1 protein-coding gene and 1 pseudogene are annotated in these 3,685 nt (G+C 68.4%); both read right to left on the reverse strand.

Annotation, left to right across the window (positions count from 1 at the left end):
* Positions 1-282: pseudogene (locus FL311_RS41870) on the reverse strand (hypothetical protein); the annotation flags it as partial.
* 886 nt (positions 283-1,168) lie between these two features.
* Positions 1,169-3,685, reverse strand: a 2,517-nt coding sequence (locus FL311_RS41875; protein ID WP_141333200.1) for a carboxypeptidase regulatory-like domain-containing protein, incomplete at its 5' end; no start/stop codon positions are given.

The raw sequence follows: 3,685 nt of genomic DNA on the forward strand, positions 1-3,685 counted from the left end.
CACACCAAAGAGCTCCCGCGCCTCCCGTAGGGGATGGCGGAAAGGGCGCACGTCGCGGGCCAGTTCGGGGAGGACCTCTTCGTATTCGTCATCCTCGACTTCGGCCTCGGACAAAGATGCGCCTGGGACCTCGTGCGGCGTGACGATGAAGGACTCGTGCCCGGTGTCGAGGCGGACGACCCGGTTCGTCGTGCAGCCTGTGACCCACATCAGCAGGAGCAGCGGAACCACTGGGTGCGCGGCCATGGTGACTCCCAGGAAAGCCTTGTTGAAGGGTGCCATGCTCTGGATATCGCGATGGACTGACAGGCCATGTCCGCAGTCGGTGGCTGTTTCTACTTGTTGGGTGGTATGATTGGGTTGGGCTCGAATCGAGGTGGTGAGGGATTTTCAGTTTGGGAGGAGACGGCGATGCTTTACTTGGTGGTCCATCATCGTGCAGACCCCAGCCGGAACTGGACCAATGAATGGAGTGACGACAACAGGGTCCTGACCATCACCACGACGACAGCGGTCGCAAGGCAGTGTGAGGCCGCGGCTCGGCTCGGTGAGCGGGTCCGGTTCCATCGGTGCGCTTACGGCTCGAACGAACCGGTGGTCTGCTCGGAGGCCAGGGTTGTCGCTGTCCAGAAGGTGGACAGGTCGATGAGCCTGGTGCATTTCAGCGAGCATTCGATTCTGGAGTTGACTCCTCCGATGAGTCCAATCCAGGGGACCAACTTCTATCGAACATGAAGTGTCCTGGTCGTACTCATATCTGATGGGAGGATCCACTGCTGACGGGCCTGCGCGAGGGCCTCTCAAGTGCACTTTTGTGTCGCGACGGATTCGTGGAATGAGAGGTGCTCGACGGGCCGTGAGTCGCGGCTCCACCCCGTCGAGCTTTGACTTCACGAGATGGGTGCCAGCGTCGTGAGGGATGTGCGCTACTGAATCAAGGCTGGGCTTGTGGGCCCGAGCCGCCCAGGCAGCCTCCCGCGCACTGACCGGCACGGTGTGAGGCGTTGATGGGTCGGAGATGTGCCTCGCACACGAATGAGGGGGGCTGGCCAGCGAGGAGTGGTGCGTTCGTGTCACCTGGCGGCGGGTATGAAATCTGGCGCGGCCAGAAGTTCTGGAGGCCGCCGAAACCCGATGGCAACTGTTGGAGTCATGGATGGGGCTTGGCTCAGCGACTCGGCACCGGCGGCAGTCGATGCACCACCGGCCGCGGCGTACCGGTCGCGCTCAGCTCCACGGGCTCGCAGGACACGGGGAGTCGGCTCGCGCCATCGCGCACGCGCTGGGCCCAGGTCGGGTCCTCGAGGTTCCCCCTCACGGGGACCACGCACAGCGTATAGGTCCCGGGGACCAGCCGCGTCACGGTCAGCGGCTGCCCCTTCATCAACAGAAGGATGCGTGTCTGTCCATCGCCACGCGCCGCCAGCACCGCTTCGAGCTGCCCCAGCGTGGCCGCGCTCAACTGCCCCGTGCCCAGATAGACCTGGGCGTTCTGGAGAGGCCGTCCATCAGCTTCGAGCACCTGGATGGAAAGCGCCTGCTCTCCCAGCGCCACCTGGATATCCATGGACGCACCACGGTCCTCGACCCGCGCCAGCACGCTCTGGAGCAGTTGTGTCGTCGGGCCCTCGCGAAGCGCCGCCGTCACGACGTAGGACCCCTGCGCCAGTCGGTCGAAGCGATAGCGGCCATCCGCTTGGGTCATCACCATGAAGCGGCCCGTGCTGCTGCCGTGTGGGGCGGCCACCACCGCCACGTTTCCCACGGGGCGCCCTTCATGCATCACCGTCCCCTCCAGTCCCGCGAGCGGCCGGAGCGTCAGTTCGAGCGCATCGGATGCCGTGCCCGCCGCGACGACGAGGGGCGCTGAGCGGCCCCGTGTGGAGTGCTCGGCCATCACCGTCAACGACTCCTCCCCGCCCCCCACGAGCGAGAAGCTGCCATTCGCGTCACTGATGCTCCGCAGGGGCGCGGGCCCGGCCTGGCTGCCATCGCCGAGCAACTGCGGACCCGCTAGCACCTGTGCGCCCGCGACCGGCCTACCCTCCGCGTCGCGCACGACGCCGCTGAGCTGTCGCCCTGCCTCCAGCACCACGCGGCCCAGGTCCTTGTCCTCGCCGGCTCCTAACTCCACGCCCTCCACCGTGTGCGGCGCGGACCCACGCGCCAGGAAGGTCAACGTGTAGCGCCCAGGGGGCACGTCCTCGAGCACGAAGAGCCCGTTCGTTCCCTGGAACGCCGTGGGCTGAGCCAAGGTGAGCGCCACCGAAAAGGACTCGGGCACCGCTCCATCCGAGCTCGCTACCCGTCCACGCAGCGTGCCTGGCGACTCGAGCACGATGCGCACGTCCTCGTCCCCCACCTCGGCCACGACACCTGTCGACAGCCAGAACGACGACGACTGCACCGAGTGGTGAACAGAGGCGCGCAGGCGGTAGCGCCCTGGTGCCAGCCCCATCAGTCGGAAGCGGCCGTTCCCGTCACTGACCTCCGACGCATACCGGCCACTGTGGGACTCCGCCAGCCCACCCAGCGCGGCACGGTCTTCGGGGACCGCGACGACCTGCGCGCTCGCGATGGGCACACCCTCCGATGCCGCGACGATACCCGCGATGGTGCCCTCTTCCTCCAGCCGCAGCGTCACCTCCGCCGCTCCCGACCCCAGGTCCACGTCCTGGGATGAAGACGAGGCGCGCTCGCTCTGCGCATCCACGCGGAACCGCGCTCGCGGCAGTCCCCTCAGCTCGAAGCGGCCACTGGCATCGGTGAAGGCACCATGCCGTGTGCCGGGAAGTCCGCCCGCGCCGCCCTGACGTGCCTGGACTCTCGCGAACGGAGCCGGCTCGCCCGAGCGCGCCACCACCTGCCCGGAGAGCACCGCGCCGGGTCGCAGCACGATGCGGACAGGGGCGGAAGCCGCGAGTCCCTCGAGCGTCACCTGCTCCGACAGGGACGGCGCGAACCGCGAATGGGTCGCCAGGAAGCGGAAGGTGCCCTCGGGCAGCGCCCTCATGCTCCATGCACCCTCCGAGGTGGTGCGCGCCTCCTCCACGATGTTCTCCGACTCGGGCAGGGCGCTGCCGGTCCGGAGCGCCCGCACGTTCGCTCCACCGACAGGTCGTCCTTCGGAGTCCACGACCACTCCTCGGACGGGCGCACCGGCTCGGAGCAGCAGCGTCACCTGGCTGACGCCCGCAGCGTGGAGCACCGTGGCGCGCTCGGGAGCACGTCCCTCGCTCGACGCGCGGATGACATGACGCCCGGGCGCGAGCCCCTGGAGCAGCGCCTTCCCATCCGTGCCCGTCAGCACCGCGAAGTCCTCCTGCCCCTCCACCTCCACCCGCGCGCCCTCCAGGGGATGGCGCTCCCGGGCGTCCATCACCGACACCTCCACCGCAGCCGTGGGGCGGAGGACCAGGATGACGGGCTCCGAGGTGGGCGTGAGCCGGACCTCCACGGCCGCCGCTGCCTGCGTGCCTTTGCGCGCCTGGAGCGTGTAGCTCCGGGGATGGAGCCGCTCGAAGGAGAAGGTCCCGTTGCGCTCCGTGAGCACGGTGCGTGGCGGGACGGTGCCCAGGCTCACCCGTGCCCCTTCGACGGGCAGTTGCTCGGCGTCAATCACCTGCCCCTCCAGTCGCGACGGGCCCTGAGGCTCCGGGTCCTCCAACCGCAGGAGGGGAGGGGC

Source organism: Myxococcus sp. AB025B (assembly GCF_006518215.1).
Lineage (GTDB): Bacteria > Myxococcota > Myxococcia > Myxococcales > Myxococcaceae > Myxococcus > Myxococcus fulvus.